Source organism: Photobacterium sp. Ph5 (genome assembly GCF_022129445.1).
Lineage (GTDB): Bacteria > Pseudomonadota > Gammaproteobacteria > Enterobacterales > Vibrionaceae > Photobacterium.
Map to the genome: position 1 here is coordinate 17,142 of NZ_JADQAQ010000033.1, position 24,373 is coordinate 41,514.

A 24,373-nucleotide genomic window follows, 5' to 3' on the forward strand; every position below is an offset into this window, starting at 1 on the left:
AATGGGTATTCAAACATATTGGCCTAGTCTCGCAAACATAGACGATTGTATCCTGAGCGAAGCAGAGCGACTGAGTGATAAGTTGCTTCTTTCAGTACACCACCCAATGAAGTTGGTTGCGACAGCTTACGGTTCAAAAACGCCGGTTGTAAAAAGTCAGCAGGATTTGTTGGAACAACTTTTAGCGAATAACAGCATCATTCCTCTTGTCGGGGAGTCAGGAAGCGGCAAATCTCACTTGATACGTTGGCTGCATGCGGTTGTTAATAACCACCCTAAAGCAAAGCAAGAACAGTGGCACATCATTCGAATTCCCAAGAATGCAAGCTTGTCCCAAGTTCTGGAGATCTTACTGCGTGATTTAGAAGGGGATATCTTTGATAGTGCGCGTGAACAAATAGGTAAAGTGGCTAATTCATTAGATTATGAAACCACTAAAAACTTGATGTTCGCGCATATTGTCGAAGCGTTTCGAGAAGTCCCAGTTAGCTTGCAGAAGCAAAGTCAAGAACTGCAATCTGAAGGGGTGATGACGCAAGAAAAAATGAAACAGTTTATGGCAGAAATGTCTTTTGCCAATGAGCTGAAGCACTTTTTTGACGACCCCTATATTAAGGAAAGTTTCTCTGGGAATGAGTCGGCTATAAGAAGTCGTGTTTCACGTTTGATCGAAATTAAATCCTACGCAGAACTTTTAGAAGATAATTTTCACGTTGTAGAAGACGACTTTAAGTTCACTAGTGGAGAGGAAATTTCTACTCAATTGGGAGCAAAAGCGCGAAAAGCTTATGCAAATCTTCAATTAGAGTCGGATGAATCCAAGCGTAAAATGGCGGCAGAGATGACCAATAAAGCCATTGAGCGTGCTTGTAAGCTAATGTTCAACCGTCTATTCCAGTTTAGTACTGGTAACTTCCAAGATTTGTTTAAGGAAATCCGCAGATATTTACTAGAACAAAATAGAACTCTAGTGGTTCTAGTGGAAGATTTAGCCGCAATATCCTCTATTGATGATGTCCTTATCGAGAGTCTTTTAGAGCAAGATAAAGATAGTGGTGTTCAGGTTCTTTGTCCGATGAAGTCAGTGATTGCAACGACAGATGATCTCGAGAGTTATAAAAGTCATCGAAATACAATTTGGACTCGAGGTCGTTTTGAGTGGCGTCTTCCAACGGATTTTGATGTTGAGAACTTCCCTGAACTTAAATTTTCTACAGATGAAGTGGTAGATTTTTGTGCCCGTTATATCAATGCAGCTCGTCATGGTATGAATGCTATCAATCAATTGATTGATTTGCAGGACAGTGAAGTCCATTTGCCAGCATGGCAGACAGATCTTGATGAATCGGAAGTAGCGGTATTAGATGATTTTGGCTTTTCTATGGCATCAACGTCTTCTAATAATGGTAAAGAGACAGGGATTTCACTGTTTCCGTATAATAAACAAGCAATTACGAAATTAGCGCAAAAGCATGTTTTCATGGGTAATAGCCGCACTCGATTTAACCCGCGTGTCGTTATTCAGGAAGTACTACTATCAATTCTTCGTGATCATCGGGAACGCTTTGTTCAAAATGGGTATCCAAGTGCTTGGTTTGAAGAGCAGTTAAGTGAGTTCCGTAATGATCAAACCGCTCTATTAATTGATCGCAATACACAAGATAAAGAGCAAGCAAGGCGACTAATTGGTTTTATGTCCCTTTATTCTGACGCACCTACCAGTGAAGATTGTTTCAAACAAGTATCTAAGCGACAAGCTGAAGCTTTTGGTTTGGATACACCATTGCTGCCGGAAGAAATTTCCATAGCAGCGACTGGCCAATTTTTAGTTAAGAAAGTTCCTGATAAAACTAGAGGCGTAATACAGGAACTAGAGTGGGGAGAAGTTGGTGGTAAATCACAACCTGGAAATGGACCAGATGTAGACCCAGAACCACAAAGAGACGAAGTTGTTGATTTAGTAAATGATTGGTTTTCAGGCTCGTCAATACTAGAACAAGGGCCTAGTAATGATTTGAGACGAGCGCTCTTTCAAATGCTTGAACAACAAAAAGGGTTTTCAGACTATTCTCTAAACACAAATATTGTGTGGAAAGGTAAAAGTTTATTAAATGCTTTCTTCAAGAAAGGAAGCATAACATTGATTCGCCTACCTGGTTCCCGTACGAACAACGAACAGGCAAAAGTAAATGCCTTTGGGGATAAAGAGTTATCAGACACATTTGATTCTGTACCTCTAAAGATGCAAATGATCGCTGTTTTACGTCATTTCAGAATGAATGCTAAAGACCCTAAAGTTGGTTGGTCTTATGAGCAAGGTCTAGAAGATTATGCTTTATATATGCAATTCGCTCAAAAATGGGTACCAGTAGCGATGACTAGATGTGTTGAGTTAGCAAAACAAACGGCGCACACTCCAATTAGCAATCATGTCGCGTTAGCCAATAGCATGGGATTTGACTTATCAGGTATCGATAAGGCACTAAATCAGTTAGTAAAAACGTCGAGTCAGATTAAAAGTGAATTGCCACCGGCAATTAATCCACAACATAAAGCAGTATTCGATAAATGGTTGGTAGAGTGGGATGAATTACGAACTCAGTGGTTAAATACCATGTTAATTGGTACAAACAACGCCGTGCATCCCGTTACTTTCGCTAATGCATTTCGTAACAGAGACAACGTAGTGAGATCTGCTAGTGAACTCAATCTGGTTATTCGCGAAGTGAAGAATACCAGTGCATCGTTAATAGAGTATCTGGAGGGGTCAGAAACGAAAGAACAACTGCGGGAATTGCTAGAGAAATTGGACATCAGTTATAAAAATATTCCAGCAGATATGATGTCGGATTATGACGTGAGTCTGAAAACAGTACGTTCGAGAGTTAAGCAACTGGGTGAAGTAGTTACCTCACTCACTCCTAAGTCGGTAATCGCATTAAATCTAACTCAGGATTACCCGGTTAAATTGCTAAATAAAATCAATGGAGTAGAGCTGGATCTTTGGGTTAAAGTGCTCAGTGATTGGAAAGGAATATCACCAAAAGTAGATAGAAATATCAGAGAATTTAACGCTAAGAATGGTGTCAACCAAATCGAAACCTACAAAAAAGTGATAAATGATCGTCTTTTGTGTGTAGAAAAATCTTTACAAAAATTGGGAGCAGCGCATGGGTCTTAAAAGCCAAATAGCAGAACTGAATAAGCAAATTGAGTATTACCATAACAGTGCGAACCTAGAAAACCAGATGGAGGCCCTTAAGACGATCTCTACGCGTATCGCTAATCCCTCTAATCGAATTGAAGAAGAGGCTAAGAAATTAGAGTGCCTAAAGTTGATTGATGGAATCGATCTTTATTGTAAGGACGGAGATTTAGCACTAGAGACTGCCGGTAAGCGATATTTTGCATTCAAGACTCTTTGGGGAGAGATTGAAGACCAAAGCTTGGCTGATGAGGACAACACTCTTTATGAAATGACTCAGGCTGTTAGTAAAACGGCTAGTTTGTTCTCTGAAAATCATCAACTGATTTGGCAAGAGTGGACGGAAGAGCAAAAAGGCTTAGCGAATGTCAATGATGTAATTTTAGAGCAGCAGAAGTCCGTGCATCGTAATGTTGATTTGTACAATAACTATACGCGTGCAAAGAGAGAATTTGATAGCCAAATGGATGGCTTCACCTTTGATCAGGGACAATTATTGCGTATTCAACATTTCGCAAAGCAGTGTGCTGAGTTCAAGTCTCAGATGAATACTGAAGCATTGCCAGAAGGTGTGAAGAAACTGTTTGATACGTTGAATACGGTAGGAAAAGTAGCATTTGTTTCTATGCTTACACCTGAAGTCATGGACTGGTTAGAAAAGAACAATAAACTCGATACATTGATGGTAAAGCAAAGATAATGACCACGATCGATAAAGATAAGCTCATTGAAGCATTAGATAAAATTGAAGATAGAGAATCTGAACTGTTAGCTTGGGGTGACGTTGAAGTATTCTCTAGCCGCGCGGAAATTGAGTCTAGCCTTAAAAATGTTGGGATTTCTGATTATTATGTGAACGATTATTTTGACGCTCTTATAGAGCGTCGTTTTATCTTTCCGATTGATAATGATGGTTATCGAACGCGAATGGCAGAGACAGTACGCTTGCAAGTGTTGTCTCGTCAGTGGTTCTCTAAACAGGAAATTGAGGATGCTAAACCGCTAATCTCGGACTTTCGTTTTTTAAAGCGACCTCGCCAATATCCTAAGCGAGACAATGATGCACAAGCGTTAATTACTCAATGGGAGAAAAAGGATCTATTCCAGTCATCGAATGAGAAAGCCATTCTTAGTAGTTTATTGAAAAAAGGAGATGACTGGTTTCAGTTGTCAGGCTTTCAGGTGCGCTCGACAGAGCGTATCCTTACAAAATATGAGCAGCATAGACGTAAAAGGGCTTATCATCCTAGCGCGACGATTGTTTGTGCCGGCACTGGTAGCGGTAAAACACTCTCTTTTTACCTACCTGCGATGACTAAACTGACATCCGATTTAATTAATGATGATGATCGGCGAGTACGCATTCTTGCGATTTATCCTCGTAAAGAACTTCTGAAAGACCAGTTTTCGGAAACCTATCGAGAAGCACGTAAGTTGGATGATTTCTTAAAATCCAAAGGTAAGAGAAAAATCACCATTGGCACGTTTTATGGTGATACGTTATCTGAGCGTTATGCAGATGATGGTGCTGTATTTGGGCCAATGGTTTGCCCAAAACACGATTGTGGTGGCGTCCTAAAGTTCAATAAGCAATCAAAGCAGGTGGTTTGCTCGAACTGTCATGCGACTCTTTCTTCCGAGGAAGTCATCACCACACGAGAAGGAGCTCAAAAAAATCCCCCTGATATCCTTTTTACAACAACAGAAATGTTGAACCAGCGTCTTAGTGACAAGAATTTCAATCAGCTTTTTGGTGTAAACGACAGTAACATTGCTATACCTTTGGTTTTGCTTGATGAGGTGCATACTTATGAAGGTAGTAGCGGAGCGCAAACCTCATTTTTATTGAAACGCTGGATGGCATTTAGCGGTATTAAGCCCCATTTTGTTGGTTTATCTGCAACGCTTGCTGATGCAAAGAACTTCTTTGCGGATCTTACTGGCACCTTGCCCCAAAATACCGAGTTGGTTGAGTCATTTGAGCGAGAGATTGAGGAAGAAGGTGCTGAATATCTATTAGCACTTCGTGGAGATCCTGCCTCTCAAACAGGTCTTCTTTCTGCAACGATTCAGGCAACGATGCTTGGAAGTCGTATGCTGGATACCCATGTTGGTGCCCAGAGAAATATATCGCACGATATATTTGGTCAAAAGGCTTTTGTGTTTACAGATGATCTTGATGTTATTAACCGTCTTTACAACGATTATTTGGATGCAGAAGGTAAGCAAGACTTTTTTGGACAATTACGGCCGAGCTTAAGAAATGAAAAGCCGTTAGCTTATTTGCGTTCCCCTAACAATACTGATTGTTCACGAGCGCTTAAGCGTCAACTTGGACAAGACTGGTTTGCTGCTGAGAAGATTGGGCACAACCTTGAACAAGCTAACATTGTTGAGCGCACATCAAGTCAGGATAGTGGTGTTAACCAAGGTGCAAATGTGGTTGTTGCAACCGCTTCATTAGAAGTTGGCTATAACGATCCTACAGTAGGTGCTGTAATTCAACATAAAGCGCCAAGAAACGTAGCATCTTATCTACAGCGTAAGGGACGAGCTGGGCGTCGACGGGGTATGCGACCGTGGATGTATACTATTTTGTCTGATTTTGGCCGAGATAGGATTGCCTTTCAGCAGTATGAGCAACTCATTGACCCTAAAGTCAGTACCACTAAGTTGCCGACAGAAAATTCGCATATTCATAAGATGCACGCCTCTCTTGCTACCTTGGAGTGGTTTGTTAAAAATACCCCTCAGCTACAATGGTTAAATATTTGGAGCGCATTGAAAGACCCGCAGAAAAATGCAGAAAGGCTCGGAAATTTACACCGCGCAGTGAGTGAATTGTTGGGCAACCCTTCAAAGATAGTGCAATTAACCACCCACATAAAAAATACGCTGGGGCTGAACGATGAGCAAGTTAAAGTGGTTATGTGGGCTCCACCTCGTTCAATAATGATGTCTTTTCTTCCTGAACTTGAACAAAGTCTGGCATATAGTTGGGGATCAAGAGGTCAGCATTGGCAGGGAATTGGCGATGGTAATTCAGGGCCTATGCCTAAATACATTGCATCTCAGTTGTTTTCTGGACTCAACACTCAAGGCCTATCGGTTGTACTGGATCGCTCGACTAAGAATGAGCAATGCTATAAACGAGAAAACATGGCTTTCTTTCAGACTCTTAAGGAGTTTGCTCCGGGGCGAATGTCTAAACGCTACACGGTTAAGGCGTTGAACGTACCAGACTGGTTGGTACCTGTAGATTTTGAACCCACGCCAGGTCAGAAAGACATTTTAGGGTTTGATATTGAAGATGCTTTCGGTGATGTAAGCAAACAAGTGTTGCAAGATTATGTCGAGTTTGATGGCAATCAAATAGCGGTTTATCAGCCTAGATTCGTTAAGACCACGCGAGCGATAAACAAAAAGCTTACTAATAAAAGCAGTAGTGTTCTTCAGTGGCATTTTGATATTCGCGAACCCTCGGTCAGTAATTTGACACCAGTGCCGAAAAATAGTGAATGGTTTGAAGTATTGAAGTCTATCGACTTTTTTACACATGACCACTCCACGTCAGTAGAATTGATTCGATTTTGTACAGGAGCAAAAGCAAGTATTCCATTTGCTCAAAAAGGTCTAGATCCAGCAAATATATTTTTTCAATGGCAACAGAAAAATGCGCAAGTTGCTATAGGGGCTAAATTGTGGGTCGATAGTGCGAAATTTAGTTTTGAGTTTCCTGAGGAGAAAATTCAGCAGTTGCTCTCACATAACGATAACCAAAAAGGACTTTATTATCAGTATCTACATGACACTTTTCTAAATTCAGACCATTTCGAACATGAGTACTTTTTGGCGAACTGGATATTTGAATGTGTTATGTCAGCATTGTTTGTAATTTGTCAGGAAAGAAAATTGGCACTGCATGATGCCTTTGAAGTCCTTTATTCACCTACTGGTAAACAATTGATGCTTGAGGTGGTGAATGGTATGTTCCAACGCCGTAACACAGAGGTTGGGGATGAAGAGCAAGGTTTGCATCAGCGTCTATCAGACTATTTTGAAAATGATTCCAACATGGTCGCTGTTAGGTGTGCACTTAACCTTGATCCTTGTTACGCGCAATCGGAGCACTATTTTGAGTGGGGAAAAAAGGTTCTAGGGCAGACTTTGTGCGGCGGTATTAATGCGATGTTCTTGAAGTTGATATCTGATGTCTCGGAGCAGTCATTTAATCTCGATCATAGTTGGGATGGGGATAAATTAAACATCTGGTTGAATGAAAACGAAGTCGGTGGGATTGGTTATATCACTAAGTTCAGGGAGGCATATCGCGAAGATCCGCTTCGTACGTTAGGTTATCTAAGTCATGCTTTTGAGACTGGCGAGTATGAGCAGGTAAACTTTGATCTACAACATTTCTTGTTAGAGTTATCTCAAAATCAAGTGTTGCAGCAGGGTGTGAATAATATTCGTTCGGCGAATAGTTTAGATGGCCGTTCACAAGCGACAAAAGCGCTGAAGTTGCAGATCTCTCGATTAGGTATATTACCTTCACATGCTTGGAATAGTGTGCTTTATTCTCGCATCCTGAAAAAAGGTGCTAATTCTTCTACGGATCAACGTCTTGTAGATTTGCTCGAGGAATGGAGTAATTACGAAGCATGTGTAGATATCGAGATTCCATTGCATATTGTGGCTTATCTTGCAGCTCGTAACCTAGGAGGTACGCATAGCGACATTTATAGCAATAAAAACCGTATCCAGTCTCAATTATGGCAGCGTGGTGCAATGATTCGAGAGCAAGAGTTAGGTTTTTATAACCAGTTTAGCGCAGATAAAAATAAGACCGAACGCCTTCTGTTAACTCAAATTATCACGGCAAAAGATGTTCTGGTCGATTTCGATACTATTGGAACTTGGCGTAAAAAACTATCAGCTGAGTTAAAATTATCAGGTAAGTGTATCTTGGTATTTAACGGTGGGGATAGGTCACAAGTAAAATCTGTGCTTAGTGAGTTAAATGTTAGCATGATTGAATACAATAAGATGATGTTCTATCCACGAATAACGAAAATTCAAGCTCGTTTATCAGCAATGCATATCTCGGTTGAAGTGAGGGATATCCTCCAATGATGATTCAAACAGAGCGCTCTATTGAGACAAAAGAAGCGATAGGTCGAGCCCATATCAAAGATCTTCTCACCTCTATATTGGTGGGTGAGGCTTTAAACCCTGGAGAGATCTATATATTAAGCCCATGGATTTCTGATTTTCCTGTTTTAGATAATACATCTGGCAATTTTGATTCGATAAACCCTGCTTGGGGGCATCGCCAAATTCATTTTTTTGAATTGTTGCAAAATTGTGTTGAAGCAGGTGCGACGCTGAAATTAGCCATTCGTGAAAACAGAGACAAAATATATTTGTTAGAGCAAGCGTTAAAGAACTATCCGAGACGATTTGTGGTTGCTGAACATAAAGACTTACACGAAAAGGGATTGCTCACGGATTCATGTTTGATACGTGGTTCGATGAACTTTACCTTTTTCGGCGCAAGTATCAATTTCGAAGGAATTACCTACACCACTAACCCGAGTGCGATTGCAGAAAAGAAAAACACGTATGAAGACTTGTACTTCTCCAACCTTGTTGTAACGGTAGATGAGGAGGACGATGATGACTGGTTATTCTAACCAAATATTACAAGGCTTTTTCAAGGGGGAGAATAAGATTATCCCTAACAGTCAATGGCATGAAAAAGTGAACAATGCACAGACTCAACTGGAAAGTGGCAGTGCGATCAAATATATGGTCGGCTACCCTCAAGGTTCATCACCAAGTTTTTACATACTGTGTGATAGTGAAGAGTTAATGGAGCATACCAAAGATTGGTTAAATTGCGCTTTACCCCGCTATTACTGTCAGTTTGCACGCCCTTGTAAAACAGCAGAATATGACTTTGAAGGTGTATTACTTCAGCATTGGCCACATGGATTTCTCAAGGTTACGGTTTGGGGACGTGAGAGTTTAGGTATCGATCAAGCCAAATACCGCATGTTTTTGCCAGAAGCGATGAAGCAGAGTCAAGAGGCCTTGAACAGGTTGCTTATTCGCTATCTGAGTTCCCCTGTGATAAACCGCCAGACCTCAAAACCAATTGGGATGCTGGTGAAAGGCTTCATTGATGCATACGAAAATCATGATCATGCATCGATGGTTGAGCACTATGATTCGATTGCGAGCAGTGAAGACATTGAGCGCCGCAACAAAGATACGTTAAAGTTCATGTTGCTTGAGGCAGAAGAGAAATGGGAACAGATCATTGAGTTTGCTCGTCAAAGAAATGTATCTGCTCAGGTTATTTCGAGTGGTGTTAGTGTCGCTATCATGCACGCTGTTATTTCACTGTCTACCGTGAGTGATAAAGGGATAAATTCGTTTGAGTTGGATTGGCCGTCAATGTATGAAAGATCCATTGAGTTTTTGCCCATTTTTACCAAACCACCATTATTTGAAAGCGAGAAACAGTGGAAATTATGGGCAGTGTTGGTTCATCTATTTAAGATAGAGCAGGGGTTTGATAAAGCAAAACCCCATCTAGATGAAGAATGGTTGAACACACTCTCAGAACAAGATACTAGTGTCAACGCGGTACCAGTACATGTTGAGAGGAAGTTAGATTTAACCACACAAGTTCATGATAAAGTGTCAATATTATTTGTACTTAACTATGCACAAACATGTCATGAAAGCGAATTGATACAAATTTATGAATGGCTAGAGAGTGTGCCTATATCTCTAAAGATAGAACTTAAACAGGATTGCTTATATTACCGCTTGTGGTCTAAATTAGAAGAAAGTGCATTAATTCTTTATCGCTTATAGATTTACATCGAACGATATGCTCCTCCTACTCCTGATTACTGCTTGTAGTTTATAAAAAGAATTGCCATTACAAAGATGTGACTGTAATGGCTTTTCGTTTTATAATTTTAATAATGCGTTAGGTACATAAGGCTTCTTTTTTGTAAGTATTCGAGTGTTATTTTTCGTTGGAAGGTTTAACATCATTATTCCCATCATGTGAAACAAATATATTAAAGTATGCGTGGAGTATTTTTTATAGCCCCCTTTATTTTTTATATTTCTTTCTATCGGGCTAATATATTCAAGCCGAACTGCACCTTGAGTTCGCATTGGTCCTTTTGACTTTCTACCTACCTTTATTTTGACTCCTTTAAGGGCACTTCGCCATTTATCTAAAACATCGCTATGTTGATGGTAATGCGTGATTGCACGCCATGATGATTTGGGTACGATACATGCAAAGGTTTTAATAAATGTTTCGTATCCGCCCCATGAACCCACGGGGCGATATTGTAATGTCTGAAATTCCATGGCAGCAGAGCATTGATATCTGGCTCAGGTTTAGCCAGCTCTACCATGCATTTGACCAAGTAATCGTAGAGAATAAGCCCGTTTGCTTTGGCTGTTTCTACGATGCTGTAAAGCATCGCACTTGCATCAGCACCACGAGGGGTATTTGAGAATAGCCAGTTCTTTCGACCAATAACTAATGGTTTTATCGCACGCTCAGCACGATTATTGTCGATAGATAAGTGCCCATCTTCAATATAACGAATAAGTTTAGGCCATTGGCCGAGCGTGTATTTTATCGCTTTGCCTAAAGCACTCGATGCTATCACCTCTGAGTAGGTGGCCAAATTTAATGTACCACTACAATGCGGAATTCTTTCCCTCAGAAACAACCGAAGGATGTCTCAAGGTAATGAAAGCTTACATCGAGAAAAAAGGGCTTTTTAAAACCCTTTATGTCGATAGAGCTGGCATCTTTGGTGGTCCAAAACGTTGCCACTTTTCTCAAATGCAGCGAGCCTGCGAAGAGCTGGGGATTGAAATTATTTTTGCTAATTCACCTCAAGGTAAAGGACGTATAGAACGTGCCTTTGATACGTTCCAAGATCGTCTTGTTCCTGAGTTAAGACTGGCTGAAGTTACTGATATGAATAGCGCTAATAATTACCTACAAAACACTTTTATCCCTGAGTATTGGGCAACGACACTTACCGTCAACGCCAAACAGGTCCGCTCGGAGCATCGACCCGTTCCCAAACATATCAACCTCGATAAGGTATGTATTCAAAAAGAATATCGAAAAATACGTAGAGATCATACCTTCAGTTACGCCAACAAAATGTACCAAATTACTTCTCCATTACGACATTCTATCGTGGGCCAACAGGTTGAATTGCATAAACAACTTGATGGCGGATTTTCGGCTTATTTCGCAAACCGAGAATTAACAATTAGAGAACTTATTGAGCCAAGCTCGAGAAAGGAATACGGAGAAGAAGTTCAGAAAAAGCTCAATGCTATTGAACTCGCTAATGAGTTAGGAAATGTTAGAGAGGCGGCTCGACAGAGCGGCTGCTCTGTCAAAAGCATACACAACAACCGTCAGCTACTTGAAGCTCATGGTCCGTTAGCTTTAAAGCGTATGTATGGTCAATCACACAATAGTAATCGTATTGATGAAAAGACTAGAGATATAGTCATCTTGCTAACGCTCAAATTACCTCACTTAACATCAATCATGATCAGCGGTGAAATGAGAAAGCGTTTTGATATATCGATCAGCCACTCAACCGTGAGGAACATCTGGCTTGCGGAAAAGCTGAATACAAGAGAGTTACGGGAGGCTCGTGCCAAGGCTTCAATTATCGAATAAGAGTAATTCTGCCATAGTGAACTATTATAAATAAGACAACGACAGAATCCCTCGGTATTTAAACCGTCAACCTCCCTCGGTAATCACAAAAACTAGCTGCATTTAATGACATCGAGATCATTATTCGGACTGGTTAAGTAATACAGTAAGAACGTTGATTGCGGTGGTTATTAAAGAGGAGGGAAGTGAACAGCGAAGAAGAAATGGCATACCTTACTTATGTATTGGTTAAAGTGCGTATGCCAATCGGGTTACTTACAAAAAGTCTCAATATATAAGGCTTCTACTTTGTCTCTTGCCCATTGTGTTTTGCGTAAAAACTTTAAAGACGACTTAATAGAAGGATCGCTGTAAAAACAGTTAATTTTGATTCTTTCATCCAGTCCTTCCCATCCGTAGTGCTCTTGTAAACGTACAAGGATCTTTTCTAACGTTAAACCGTGTAATGGGTTGTTGATTTGTTCTTGACTCATGATTGAGTGTTCCTACCATCGCGAAATCTATCGACGGAGTTTAGCAGAATGCGCTGGTCTGGTTTAAAGTTTTCACAAAATTTAAGCATATCTCGTTACCTTATCGCTCACAATCAGCGACCTATTTGGCAGTTAATCGAAGAATAGTGAAGTAACGAGTCTTAAATGAGTTCCCAATGTGAAACCACACGCGGTGCTATTGTTTGGTTTTTACTGGTCAACTGAGATGGACACAGCCCCGTCCAGCGTTTGAACGCGCGTGAAAAGGTACTGAGATCAGAAAAGCCTAATTGCTGTGCAATATCAGTTAACCCTAACTCTGAATCATCTAACAGTGATAACGCCATCTCTAATTTATAGTTTTCTAACACGCCACGATAACTTGTTGATAAACAAGCTAAACGTCTGTTTAAGGTGCGAAAGCTGATATCCATTAAACTTGCGATATGGTTGCCAGATGCTGCGTCTAAATCAGGTAGGCTTTTGAGTGCACGGTAAACTTGATGAATCACATTGTTCTGGTGGTAGTTGACTAGCTGATGTTTTAACTGCCATAAACTGTTCTGATTAATCACGGGATCAGAATCGGTTAAAGGTAATGATAGTGACTTTTTACTAAAAGTTAGGCGGATTAATGGAAACCCATAGTGGCACTTTATATTCAGTGCTGATGACGCAATCAGGTTATCAAATAATTGTTGTTCTATGCGTAAATTGGTCAGTGAGGGTAAATAAGCATCACCTTTAAGTGTTTTTGTTCCCCATGTTTGCTTAATAACATTCAATAGCAATGCAAAATGTAATGCTAATAACGATAGGCTTTCTGTTGAATGTTTTGCGATGGGTTCATTACTTAATAACCACAGGTTGATGTTGCCACCTTTATTTTCATCTAAATGAAATCGAATAGAGCTATTAAGTAACGCGCTGTAGTGGCACAGCGTATGTAATTGCGTGTAGCGATCAGGGCTTGTCCATAGCGCTAAACTATAGAAGTTAAAGGTTAAAGGATTTACTGACTGGGCTATTTTCGTAATTTGGGTGGATAAAGCATGATACTCAGGCGTGATCGTTGAGAGGTATTGTTTTAGCCACAGACCTTCAAAATGGGTCATGTCAAACGTGTGATTATCTTCAATGCTGAAGTTTGCAAAAGGAATGACACTTTTCCAGCCGGAAGAGACTGTATTTTTTAATGATGAGAGTTGAGATTTGACTTCCATTATTACTTATATACCTCATAAAAGTTACATCTCAGAAACATATCAGTGTATTTAAAGACAAAATAAAATAGAGGGTGGAAATTAATGTTACTAAATGCAGTTATCAGTTGATTGATAAAATGTATTGAAAGTAACAGCTTTGTGTCTTTGTCTTTGTTTATTTATCAGTAAATATGTATCATCGTTGTTTTTATTATTAACATTATCATTGCTTGTAGCACATTAATATTGTTTTATTGGTGCTAATTCTACGTATGGAAAAGTTATTAATCTATAATTATAGCTCAAACAGTCGATAAATTTTGTCGGGTAGCTCTATTTTTATTACGATTCATTTTTATTATATATAACCTTAATTTAAAAATATAATGGCTGAATTTAGCAATTGCCATCCTCTCTCTTTTATATTTAGAACTAGATGCATATATTGACTTTTATATTTTATTTTGAATGCATTATTTTAGCTATATGGTTGCTGTTTATTTTCGTTCGTTAAGAGCGGTATTGTTAATATCATATTGTCTGTTTTTTATGACTTCATATCGTTAATTGCAATGTTAAAACTTGCTTCTAATGGTCGGTGCTTTATATTTTATGAGCGAATAGCTAAATAGTTTTTGTATAATCACACATTTTTATTATCTTTAAAAATCAACATCTTATTTTTTCATGCTGTTTGACTTAATTTTTAATCTCTCGATGTAAAGTGCTCTTATTTTTTTAATAAGATGACTATATATACAGTCATCTTATTTATTCCCTGTTCTTTTATCCGCTACAGTTAACAACGTTTCAATGATTGTCTTTATTACTTTATTTTTCCCAGATCTCTCGGTGGGGCAGAAAGAAAACGAGCTTCAATTGCATGATATTGACGTTTTTAAATTGAAAATTATTGCAAAAAAAGACAATAAACAGCAAAAAACAGTCAAATTTCATGGTTGATAATAGTTCTTAATCCATAAAAAATTATGTATTTCGCTCATTTTGATTAATGATGTGAATACATAATTATTCGTCCTGCCTACAATATAATCCATTCTTGCTGCAATCATTTGGTCTATCAAAAATGAAAAACATTGATTTCATTTTTTTTTATAGCGTTCGTGATAACGATCACGTAGATTTTAATCATCAAGAGGTGGCAGCAAAGCTATTGATTTTAAATGTGTTACAAGATGCATTGCGATAAATGATGCTTTTCTGCTTTTATATTTAATGTTTTTTTAACATTTTTTGTTGATGAAGTATTGGCTCTTGGTTGTTTTATTTTGCTTGCAATATTATTCATTCGTTATGTTTGTATAAGCTTGGTCATAAGTTGAAATAATTCGTAATAAGTTGAAATGGAGGGGTTTAGCAGGTTATTGCATAAATAAAGAGGATTAGAAATGAATACGAACTCTGGTTCTAGCGATATTTTATCTGCAGCAAAAGTAATAGTGATAGGCCAAGCAATATTAGGTTTACTTTTTATTTGTTTCGCTTCTATTTCTACGAATTGGTTTGGTGTTAAATCTGCAATTATTGGAGTGACTATTGCTGTTATTCCATCGTTGTTAGGGTTAAGTGCCGCTGCTTTTAAAATAAAAACAAATAAAGACATTAGTATTCGATATTTAGCCAAACTTAATAGTTTTATTAAGTGGGTATATACCGCAGTAATGATTTTAGCTGTTGTTCGTTTTATTCCAGTAAATCATGTAGCTATGTTATTAGCTTATAGCGTGACATTTTTAGGATGCTTTTTAACCCCGATACTTAACAAACCTCAATTTAGGATGACGTAAGGTGGAAGCAGTAACTACCGCTCACGAATATATTGAGCACCACTTAACATTCCTTACTGTAGGCCACGGTTTTTGGAGCCTAAATATAGACTCCATGTTTATGGTATGGGTGTTAGGTTTACTGTTCATCGGTGTCTTTAAATATGTTGTTAGCCACGGAACCTCGGGTGTTCCAGGTCGATTGCAATGTTTTATTGAGATCACCTATGAATTTGTAAACAACCTTGTTAAGGAAATTTTTCAGACGAGAAGCAAGATAGTCGGCCCTTTAGCTTTAACTATCTTCGTGTGGGTTTTCTTAATGAATATGATCGACTTAATTCCGGTCGACTTCGTTCCTGCATTAGCACGAGCACTGGGCTTTGAACACTTCCGAGATCTGCCTTCTGCTGATGTGAACGTACCGATGTCGATGGCGTTAGGTGTGTTTATTTTAATCATTGGTTACACCTTAAAAACTAAGGGACTTGTTGGCTTTATTAAAGAGTTAACAACACAACCATTTGAACACCCATTGTTGTATCCGGTGAACTTCGTTTTGGAGTTGGTGACATTAATTTCAAAACCAATTTCTCTTGGACTTCGACTCTTCGGAAATATGTACGCAGGTGAAATGATTTTTATCCTGATTGCATTAATGCCGTGGTGGATGCAGTGGGCGTTAAGCGTGCCGTGGGCATTGTTCCACATTTTAATTGTGTTCCTTCAGGCCTTCATCTTTATGGTACTAACCGTTGTGTACCTAGCGATGGCAACTGAAGAACATTAATAAATTAAGTTCGATTTTAGTTTTATCTATTAAATAAATTTTTGGAGTCATTCATGGATATTGTAAGTGCAGTTCTTTACGTTGCTGGTGCGCTTCTCATTGGTTTAGGCGCGGCAGGTGCGGCTGCTGGTATCGGTAATCTTGCGGGTAAATACCTTGAAGGTGTTGCACGTCAGCCAGATTTAACCCCTATGTTACGTACTCAGTTCTTTATCATGATGGGTCTTGTTGATGCGGTACCTATGATTGGTGTGGGTATCGGTCTTTACATCATCTTTGCTGTGGCTTAATAGCCAGAACTACCGTTATAAATCATAACGTTATTTAAATAGTGAGGATGGTATGAATTTAAATGCAACCATGCTTGGTCAGGCAATCTCATTCGTGATTTTTGTTTGGCTCTGTATGAAATATGTTTGGCCACCGCTAACTGCGTTAATTGACCAACGTCAGCGCGAAATCGCTGAAGGACTGATTCATACCGAAAACGCGTCAAAAGAACTTGAATTAGCAAAAGCTAATGGTGAAAAGCTTCTGGATGATGCGAAGAAAAGTGCAAATGAATTAGTCGAGCAAGGTAATAAGCGTCGCGCTCAAATTATCGAAGAAGCCCAAGCGGAAGGTGAGAAAGAAAAAGCTCGCATTATTGCTCAGGGCAATGCTGAAGTGGAAAGTGATCGTAATCGTCTTCGCCAAGAACTCCGTGCAGAAATGTCTGACATGGTGATTGAAACGGCGCAGAAACTGATTAATCGTAACTTAGACACAGATGCTAACCGCGATCTTGTTAATAAACTCATCAAGGATATGTAAGCGGAGAGCACATTATGTCAGATCCACTAACTATTGCTCAGCCCTATGCCAAAGCAGCGTTTGATTTCGCTCTTGCCAATGATGCATTGGAACAATGGGAGCAAATGTTAATTATCGCAGCAACGGTTGCTAGCCAACCCGTTATTGCTCAGCAAATTGAAGATAGCGAGCAGTTTGGCGAGCATGACTCATCAGCGTTTACTGACATGTTCTTGGGCGTTTGTGAGGGGCTGCTGGATGAACATGGCCAGAACCTGATCAGAGTAATGGCTGAAAATGGACGTCTAAATGTGATTGCGCAAGTTGCTGAATTGTTCCATGAGCTAAAAGAAGATCATGAGCGCATGGTAACAGCGACAGTAACAACAACCGAGCCGTTAACAGATGAGCAGAAAGCGAACCTGATACAGGCGCTGCAAAAGAAATTAAATCGCAGTGTTGAGCTTGATTGTCACATTGATGAATCGCTAGTTGGCGGAATGCTAATCAAAGCCGGTGAAATGGTGATTGATGGCTCGCTAAAAAGCTCTATCAACCGACTTGCTACAAGCCTTCAGGCGTAATAGGTAATTAGATATGCAACTGAATTCCAACGAAATTAGCGATTTAATTAGACAACGAATCGCCACCTTTAACGTGACTAGTCAGGCACGTAATGAAGGTACTATCGTCTCTGTAAGCGACGGTATTATTGTTATCAATGGTCTTGCTGATGTTATGCAAGGTGAGATGATTGAACTTCCAGACAACCGTTATGCATTGGCACTTAACTTAGAGCGTCACTCTGTAGGTGCGGTAGTGATGGGTCCTTATGCTGATCTTGCTGAAGGCATGAAAGTAACAGGTACCGGTCGTATCCTCCAAGTGCCAGTAGGTAAAGGTTTATTGGGTCGTGTTGTTAACACCCTTGGTCAGCCTATTGATGGTAAAGGCGCGATTGACAATGATGGCTTTGCGCCTGTTGAAATTATCGCACCCGGCGTAATCGATCGTAAATCGGTTGATCAGCCAATCCAGACTGGTTACAAAGCGGTTGACTCTATGGTGCCAATCGGTCGAGGTCAGCGTGAGTTGATCATCGGTGACCGCCAAACAGGTAAAACAGCGATGGCGATTGATGCCATCATTAACCAGAAAGATTCTGGTATCTACTCTGTGTATGTTGCGATTGGTCAAAAAGCATCAACAATTGCTAACGTTGTGCGTAAGTTAGAAGAAAACGGCGCGCTTAAAAATACCATTGTTGTTGTAGCGTCAGCTTCTGAAGCGGCAGCTCTTCAGTACCTTGCTCCTTATGCAGGTTGTACTATGGGTGAATACTTCCGTGACCGTGGTGAAGATGCACTGATTGTTTATGATGACCTGTCTAAGCAAGCTGTTGCTTACCGTCAAATCTCACTATTGCTTAAGCGTCCACCAGGCCGTGAAGCCTTCCCTGGTGATGTTTTCTACCTTCACTCACGTCTACTAGAGCGTGCATCACGTGTAAATGCTAACTATGTTGAGCGTTTCACTAATGGTGAAGTAAAAGGTAAAACCGGTTCATTAACCGCGTTACCTATCATCGAAACCCAAGCGGGTGACGTATCAGCATTCGTACCAACCAACGTAATTTCGATTACTGATGGTCAGATCTTCTTGCAGACTAACTTGTTCAACGCAGGTTTACGTCCAGCGGTTGACCCTGGTATTTCGGTATCACGTGTTGGTGGTGCAGCGCAGACTAAGATCATCAAAAAACTGTCTGGTGGTATTCGTACCGCACTTGCACAGTACCGTGAATTGGCAGCATTTGCTCAGTTCTCATCGGATCTTGATGATGCAACGCGTAAACAGTTAGATCATGGTGAAAAAGTAACTGAGCTAATGAAGCAAAAGCAGTACGCACCTATGTCTGTCGCTGAGCAAGCACTTGCTATTTTCTCTGCGGAGAAAGGCTATTTGAATAACGTTGAGTTATCTCAAATCGGTGCATTTGAAGAAGCATTAATGGCATTTGCTAAGAGTCAGTCAGCTGAATTACTAGCAAAAATTAATGAGTCTGGTGATTACAACGATGACATCGAAGCAAGCTTGCACCAGCTTCTAAAAACATTCGTTGATACCCAGTCGTACTAAGCGACGAGAACATTTCCGTCCAAGTACGATGCAGTATGAATGTAGATAGGAGCTAACCATGTCAAATGCAAAAGAGATCCGCACTAAGATCGCCAGCGTGCAAAATACGCAAAAGATCACTAGTGCTATGCAGATGGTTGCCGCAAGTAAGATGCGCAAAGTTCAACAGAACATGGAAGCGACCCGACCTTACGCAGAAAACATGCGTAAAGTGATCGGACACGTGACTTCTGGTTCGTTGGAGTATAAGCATCCCTATCTTGAAGAGCGTGAAGTAAAACGTGTCGCTTACATCATTATTTCCTCAGACCGAGGATTATGTGGTGGCTTGAACATTAACTTGTTTAAGAAAGCACTGGCAGATATGCGTCAGTGGAAAGATCAAGGGGTGGATGTTGATACCACCTTGATCGGTTCAAAAGCGATTTCGTTTTTCCATCGTTTCGGCAACGTGATTGCACAAACATCCGGTATTGGTGATGAACCAAAACTTGAAGATATTTTAGGCCCAGTTAACGCCATGTTGGAGTATTTCGACGAAGGCAAGATTGACCGCTTGTTCCTGGTTTACAACGAGTTTGTAAATACCATGGTGCAAAAGCCAAAGGTGGCACAGTTGCTACCTAACCCTGAGCTTGAAGAAGAAGAGTTAGCCGATGCTAATGAATCAAGCCGTTGGGACTATATCTACGAGCCTGATCCAAAACCCATTCTCAACGAACTGATGCTTCGTTATATCGAATCACAGGTTTACCAAGGCACTGTTGAGAGTATCGCTTGTGAGCAAGCAGCGCGAATGGTTGCGATGAAAGCAGCAACCGATAATGCGGGCGAGCTGATTAATGATTTACAGCTGGTTTATAACAAAGCCCGTCAAGCAGCCATTACCCAAGAGCTAAGTGAAATCGTAGCTGGGGCACAAGCCGTTTAAATAGAATTTTGAGGACATCAAATGAGTACTGGTAAGATTGTCAAAGTCATCGGCGCTGTCGTTGACGTTGAATTTGACCAAGATAGCGTACCACGTGTGTATGATGCGCTTACCCTTAGTGATAGTGAGCATGCTGAATTAGTATTAGAAGTACAACAGCAAATTGGTAGCGGTGTCGTTCGCTGTATCGCAATGGGTTCATCAGACGGTCTTCGTCGTGGCCTAGAAGTGGTAAATACCAAAGCACCAATTACAGTGCCTGTGGGTGAAGAAACCCTTGGTCGTATCATGAACGTGTTAGGTACACCGATTGATGAATGTGGTGAAATTGGTGAAAAAACCAAATATGCGATTCACCGTGAAGCACCGTCTTATGAAGAACAATCTAACAGCTCTGAACTGCTAGAAACCGGTGTAAAAGTTATCGATCTTATCTGCCCATTTGCTAAGGGTGGTAAAATCGGTCTGTTCGGTGGTGCGGGTGTAGGTAAGACCGTTAACATGATGGAGCTTATCAACAACATCGCGAAAGCACACTCGGGCTTATCAGTATTTACTGGTGTCGGTGAGCGTACTCGTGAAGGTAACGACTTCTACTATGAAATGAAAGAAGCAGGGGTACTTGATAAAGTAGCCATGGTTTACGGTCAGATGAACGAGCCACCGGGTAACCGTCTTCGTGTAGCACTTACTGGTCTAACTATCGCTGAAAGTTTCCGTGATGAAGGCCGTGATGTACTACTGTTTATCGATAACATTTACCGTTACACATTGGCAGGTACTGAAGTATCAGCACTGCTTGGCCGTATGCCATCAGCGGTAGGTTACCAGCCAACACTGGCTGAAGAAATGGGTGTACTTCAAGAGCGTATTACCTCAACTAAGACTGGTTCTATCACGTCTATTCAGGCGGTATATGTACCAGCCGATGACTTGACTGACCCATCGCCAGCAACTACGTTCGCTCACCTTGATGCGACGGTTGTATTATCTCGTAACATTGCAGCGCTTGGTCTATACCCTGCGATTGACCCACTAGATTCAACTTCTCGTCAGTTAGATCCATTGGTCGTTGGTCAAGATCACTACGATGTTGCGCGTGGTGTACAAACTGTACTTCAGCGCTATAAAGAGCTTAAAGATATTATTGCTATCCTAGGTATGGATGAATTATCTGAAGAAGATAAGCAAACTGTATCTCGTGCTCGTAAGATTGAACGTTTCTTAACTCAGCCTTATCACGTAGCAGAAGTGTTTACAGGTCAACCGGGTGTGTTTGTTTCACTAAAAGATACCATTGCTGGCTTTAAAGGCTTACTAAGCGGTGAGTATGATGACGTACCAGAGCAAGCATTCTTGTACTGTGGCGCTATCGAAGAAGTGCTTGAAAAAGCAAAAAATCTTTAAGGCGTAAGGAGGCATCATGGCTATTGGCGTAACCGAAAACACGTTCCAACTCAACATTGTGAGTGCAGAAGGTCCATTGTTTTCTGGCCCAGCTCATGCGCTGGCAATTTCTGGCTCTGATGGGGAATTGGGTATACGCCCTGGTCACTCTCCTTTATTGAGCCGATTAAAACCTGGCGTGGCGAGTTTTGTCACTGATCTAAAGGATCCTGAAGAAATCCTTTATATCTCAGGCGGGATTGTTGAAGTTCAACCCTCTGTAGTAACTGTACTTGCCGATACGGCAATGCATGGGAAGGACATTGATAAGGCTCGCGCTGACGAAGCTCGACGCGCTGCAGAAGAGAATATCAACAAGCATGCTGATGATATTCTCTTCGCAATGGCGGAAATGGATCTGGCGAAAGCAATGGCACAATTACGTGCCGTTGAATTAACCCAGAAACAAATGCGCCGCTAACCTTGATGGAATAAATACAGTGACCGTTTGTTGGACTAAATCACCATAGAAAGATAAGCGGATAATGTTTTATACCAACAAGGAGGCATTCCTTTTGCATAACCATCATGGTGTGAAAGGAAAAGTAATAGATAGAATGGATGTTATTTATTGCTGATGGTATCTCCAGTAAACCCATCACAATTTAAAGCCCTTACTTTGTACCGAGAGTAAGGGCTTTTTCATACCGTCTTAATAGTATTTATTCATTTGTGCTCGTACTTTTTCAAGTTCTTGTTTTAACTTGTTAAGTTCATGCTGCTTTCTTCTAAGATCGTTTGGTCTATTATTTATTTCATCAATCTCATCGAGCTTTTCACGGCGCTCTCGTGGTGAGAGTTGGTCATAAATCAAACTGTTTTTTAAATCGTTTAATTTTTCTTTTTGGTTATCAATTTCGTATTGTTCATGGCTCAATTCTCGTTCTGCACGAGAAACATTTTCTTGAGCTGTATAGAGTTGCTGACCATGGTTATAGCCTTTTACAAACGCTTGGGCGGTATTTTGCGGGCAGACACCTTGGTAAGACTTGCCATGAGATCCAACAAAAAAACCATGGCTTTCAGTACAGTACGTTGTTAGCCCTTTATTATAGCCAAGTTGGTATTGATTAAAATCAGCATGCACATTGTATTCGGAGCATGCCGAGCTACGTTCGTTAAACTGGGTAGATGATGCACCTTGAGAACCATCCATGTAACCAAGTGCTTGCCAGTTAGCTGTTTGGCACTCTTGTTGGTTCATGACAGAACATGCCGTCAACGTTGAGCACAGCATGAGTGTTAGTGTTACAGTTTTTATCGTCATAGCTAACTTGTTACAAAAATATAAAGGTGAATACTCTAAAGGTATTGCTGTTAAAAATAAAGGTACAATGTTTTATATTTTATTTGAATGTAACAAGCTTTACCTAGGGTGTTGATGCTTATAGCGGTTATTAATAACTGTAAGAGAGAAAAAATATTATGGCAGTATGAATGAGATAAAGCCTTTACACTTTTTGATGAAGAGAGTGTAAAGGCTTATTGCTTTTTCGGTATATTGAAAAAGAGGAAAATAGGAGTGTAAAGGTTCTGCTATAGCACACTATTGCAAAGTTTTTGTGAATGGGGGTCGTCAGTGATTAAAGACGAAATAATTCAATACGTAAGTGGTTTTCATCTTCATAAGCAACTACAGATTGGAAACCTACACTTTTTTCTACAATTGCAGAAAATTGATCTTTTAGCTTTTCGTCGCCAATAAAGAGTATTTGCGTTGCTTTGGTCATTAAACCATCTTCATCAAAGCTTGATGTTAGATCTTCATCGACAACACAGACCAAAACTTTGCCATAACGCGCATTAAGATCGATCGCGTGTGCCAGAGAATATTGTGCTTTAGTATCTAGCTCTGTTTCGATCTCTTGAATAAGGGCAATAAACTGGTAGAGATCGGTTGAGCTCATTTGCTGCAAACGTTCACGCTCTTGATTTAATGTTGTTTCAAAATCGGTATTCAGCTTTCTACCCATTTGTAGCCAGCTCTTAGTAGTTTTTTTTACGAGTCGATACTGGTGTGATTTAACGATTGGTTTTAGGTATTGAACCAATATATTATTTTTTTCTGCAAGGCTTAGTCGTTTATCTAGTTTTTTGAATTCTAGGTGTAGTAAAGCGTGAGTACTAACGTCTAATAATAGTTGTGATTGGTTCATTCGAGTACCGGGTTGAAACAGGTATTAACAATAATATCATACTATTATAGAGATAATAGTAGAGTCACATCAGTTGATTATTTTTTAATGACGCTATATTAGCATGTTTGCCATAAGAGTGTCATAAACAAACAGTTACTCACAAAAAGTTTATATACCTCTACGTAACTTAGGGCTTACAGAAGATAAATAATATTAGAAATGACGTAATGTAAAGGTTTTACACAGCTATAATGCCTATTATCGTTATTGAGTAATAGGCACTTACAATACAATGATTAATGCGCGAACGTCGTTTTTTCCACGGGATTGAATGCGGTTAAATCACCAGCTGGATTGAGTAAATGCGGTAAGATTTTCGGTAGATTCAATTCAATGTCTTTATCTTCTACCGAGTTAATAACCTTATTGTACCAACCGAGTAAACCTAATACGGCATAACCAATGGCATCGTCGCTGTCACGATGTTCTAAGATAATTTGTAGAAAACGTAGGATAGCTTTATCCGTGGTTTTTGCTTGCTCTAACGTTGCGTTATATACCGCTGTTGATTCGTCGATTAATCCTTCGTATTCCGTTTCAATCGATACTTTGAAAGAGCCGCCGTCTACTGTAATTTTCATGTTCTAAATGTACCTGTTATTGCGAATGTTGGCATCTTATCTTATTCATTAGTGGCTTTTGTTACGCTATCTCAATA

The 24,373-nt window shown here is 40.1% G+C and carries 19 protein-coding genes and 2 pseudogenes; 15 read left to right on the forward strand and 6 right to left on the reverse strand.

Translation table 11 applies throughout. The features are described from left to right. Window position 1: 1 nt before the first annotated feature. From dpdH to I3259_RS13365, 5 genes are read left to right on the forward strand one after another with little or no spacing between them, the layout of a single operon-like run. On the forward strand, window positions 2-3,181 hold the full coding sequence (dpdH, locus tag I3259_RS13345; RefSeq protein ID WP_238030071.1) for a protein DpdH: 3,180 nt from the start codon (window positions 2-4) through the stop codon (window positions 3,179-3,181). Beyond that, entirely contained in the window at window positions 3,171-3,905 is a 735-nt protein-coding gene (gene dpdI, locus I3259_RS13350; protein WP_238030072.1) for a protein DpdI, read from the forward strand. Before dpdH ends, dpdI begins: the two co-directional genes overlap by 11 nt. Continuing rightward, complete coding sequence (dpdJ, locus tag I3259_RS13355; protein ID WP_238030073.1) at window positions 3,905-8,338, forward strand: protein DpdJ; 4,434 nt, start codon at window positions 3,905-3,907, stop codon at window positions 8,336-8,338. Before dpdI ends, dpdJ begins: the two co-directional genes overlap by 1 nt. Then, complete coding sequence (gene dpdK / locus I3259_RS13360) at window positions 8,335-8,898, forward strand: phospholipase D-like domain-containing protein DpdK (protein ID WP_238030074.1); 564 nt, start codon at window positions 8,335-8,337, stop codon at window positions 8,896-8,898. The genes dpdJ and dpdK overlap by 4 nt, the downstream gene beginning before the upstream one ends. Beyond that, window positions 8,879-10,090 (forward strand): hypothetical protein, encoded by a 1,212-nt coding sequence (locus tag I3259_RS13365; RefSeq protein ID WP_238030075.1) that lies wholly within the window; start codon window positions 8,879-8,881, stop codon window positions 10,088-10,090. The genes dpdK and I3259_RS13365 overlap by 20 nt, the downstream gene beginning before the upstream one ends. Window positions 10,091-10,587: 497 nt before the next feature. On the opposite strand, the pseudogene I3259_RS13370 reads toward I3259_RS13365, so the two are convergent. Then, window positions 10,588-10,914, reverse strand: a pseudogene (locus tag I3259_RS13370) (transposase); the annotation flags it as partial. 32 nt (window positions 10,915-10,946) lie between these two features. On the opposite strand from I3259_RS13370, the pseudogene I3259_RS13375 reads away from it, so the two are divergent. Further along, a pseudogene (locus tag I3259_RS13375) lies at window positions 10,947-11,954 on the forward strand (helix-turn-helix domain-containing protein); the annotation flags it as partial. Between the two features lie 251 nt (window positions 11,955-12,205). Here I3259_RS13375 and I3259_RS13380 read toward each other — a convergent pair. Both I3259_RS13380 and I3259_RS13385 read right to left on the reverse strand, forming a co-directional pair. Next, complete coding sequence (locus tag I3259_RS13380) at window positions 12,206-12,427, reverse strand: VF530 family protein (protein ID WP_238030076.1); 222 nt, start codon at window positions 12,425-12,427, stop codon at window positions 12,206-12,208. Window positions 12,428-12,588: 161 nt separating this feature from the next. Then, complete coding sequence (locus I3259_RS13385) at window positions 12,589-13,650, reverse strand: AraC family transcriptional regulator (RefSeq protein ID WP_238030077.1); 1,062 nt, start codon at window positions 13,648-13,650, stop codon at window positions 12,589-12,591. 1,391 nt (window positions 13,651-15,041) lie between these two features. On the opposite strand from I3259_RS13385, the gene I3259_RS13390 reads away from it, so the two are divergent. The 9 genes from I3259_RS13390 to I3259_RS13430 are packed head-to-tail and all read left to right on the forward strand — an operon-like array spanning window position 15,042 to window position 21,938. Continuing rightward, complete coding sequence (locus I3259_RS13390) at window positions 15,042-15,440, forward strand: ATP synthase subunit I (protein ID WP_238030078.1); 399 nt, start codon at window positions 15,042-15,044, stop codon at window positions 15,438-15,440. A gap of 1 nt (window position 15,441) precedes the next feature. Further along, window positions 15,442-16,209: a F0F1 ATP synthase subunit A gene (gene atpB, locus I3259_RS13395; RefSeq protein ID WP_107207377.1), complete on the forward strand. Its 768-nt coding sequence runs from the start codon at window positions 15,442-15,444 to the stop codon at window positions 16,207-16,209. Between the two features lie 53 nt (window positions 16,210-16,262). Continuing rightward, a complete protein-coding gene (gene atpE / locus I3259_RS13400) occupies window positions 16,263-16,499 on the forward strand; it encodes a F0F1 ATP synthase subunit C (RefSeq protein ID WP_004727739.1) in 237 nt (78 codons plus the stop codon). Between the two features lie 52 nt (window positions 16,500-16,551). Next, on the forward strand, window positions 16,552-17,022 hold the full coding sequence (gene atpF / locus I3259_RS13405) for a F0F1 ATP synthase subunit B (RefSeq protein ID WP_005366521.1): 471 nt from the start codon (window positions 16,552-16,554) through the stop codon (window positions 17,020-17,022). Between the two features lie 14 nt (window positions 17,023-17,036). Continuing rightward, the gene (locus I3259_RS13410; RefSeq protein WP_107207375.1) at window positions 17,037-17,585 is read left to right on the forward strand and encodes a F0F1 ATP synthase subunit delta; all 549 of its coding nucleotides are present in this window, start codon (window positions 17,037-17,039) and stop codon (window positions 17,583-17,585) included. Between the two features lie 13 nt (window positions 17,586-17,598). Further along, window positions 17,599-19,140: a F0F1 ATP synthase subunit alpha gene (gene atpA / locus I3259_RS13415; protein ID WP_005366518.1), complete on the forward strand. Its 1,542-nt coding sequence runs from the start codon at window positions 17,599-17,601 to the stop codon at window positions 19,138-19,140. 58 nt (window positions 19,141-19,198) lie between these two features. After that, complete coding sequence (atpG, locus tag I3259_RS13420) at window positions 19,199-20,071, forward strand: F0F1 ATP synthase subunit gamma (RefSeq protein ID WP_005366517.1); 873 nt, start codon at window positions 19,199-19,201, stop codon at window positions 20,069-20,071. 21 nt (window positions 20,072-20,092) lie between these two features. Next, complete coding sequence (gene atpD, locus I3259_RS13425; RefSeq protein WP_238030079.1) at window positions 20,093-21,478, forward strand: F0F1 ATP synthase subunit beta; 1,386 nt, start codon at window positions 20,093-20,095, stop codon at window positions 21,476-21,478. Window positions 21,479-21,494: 16 nt separating this feature from the next. Further along, window positions 21,495-21,938 carry a F0F1 ATP synthase subunit epsilon gene (locus tag I3259_RS13430; protein WP_238030080.1) on the forward strand — a complete coding sequence of 148 codons (444 nt, stop codon included), beginning with the start codon at window positions 21,495-21,497 and terminating at the stop codon, window positions 21,936-21,938. Window positions 21,939-22,169: 231 nt separating this feature from the next. On the opposite strand, the gene I3259_RS13435 is transcribed toward I3259_RS13430, so the two are convergent. The 3 genes from I3259_RS13435 to I3259_RS13445 form a co-directional block, all read right to left on the reverse strand. Further along, entirely contained in the window at window positions 22,170-22,784 is a 615-nt protein-coding gene (locus I3259_RS13435) for a DUF2799 domain-containing protein (RefSeq protein WP_238030081.1), read from the reverse strand. A 316-nt stretch (window positions 22,785-23,100) separates the two neighbouring features. Next, window positions 23,101-23,673: a DUF2913 family protein gene (locus tag I3259_RS13440; RefSeq protein ID WP_238030082.1), complete on the reverse strand. Its 573-nt coding sequence runs from the start codon at window positions 23,671-23,673 to the stop codon at window positions 23,101-23,103. A gap of 278 nt (window positions 23,674-23,951) precedes the next feature. Further along, window positions 23,952-24,296, reverse strand: coding sequence for a hypothetical protein (locus tag I3259_RS13445; RefSeq protein ID WP_238030083.1), 345 nt, complete (start codon window positions 24,294-24,296; stop codon window positions 23,952-23,954). Window positions 24,297-24,373 lie beyond the last annotated feature (77 nt).